The organism is Parvimonas sp. D2 (assembly GCF_035282635.1).
Lineage (GTDB): Bacteria > Bacillota > Clostridia > Tissierellales > Peptoniphilaceae > Parvimonas.
The window spans coordinates 1-229 of the sequence record NZ_JAYKBO010000127.1 but is presented as its reverse complement, the minus strand read 5'-3'; the positions used below and the strand labels follow the sequence as shown (position 1 = coordinate 229).

The window sequence follows — 229 nt, the reverse complement described above, 5'->3', positions numbered from 1 at the left end:
GTAACTTCATTATATCTTCTGAAGTATTTGGATCCAAATTTCCTCTTGGTTCATCAGCAATTAAATACATAGGTCTATTTATAAGAGCTCTTGCAATACAAACTCTTTGTTGCTCTACACCTGATAATTGATTTGGAAATGAGTCTGCTCTATCTGACAATCCAACTAAATATAAAATATCAGTTACTATTTTATTAATAAATCTTTTTGAAAATACTATAATTTTTAA

The 229-nt window shown here is 27.1% G+C and carries 1 protein-coding gene; it reads right to left on the bottom strand.

Annotated features, from left to right (window positions below; genetic code table 11):
* On the bottom strand, positions 1–229 hold a 229-nt coding region (locus VJI77_RS07810), incomplete at both ends, for an ATP-binding cassette domain-containing protein (RefSeq protein ID WP_323989035.1).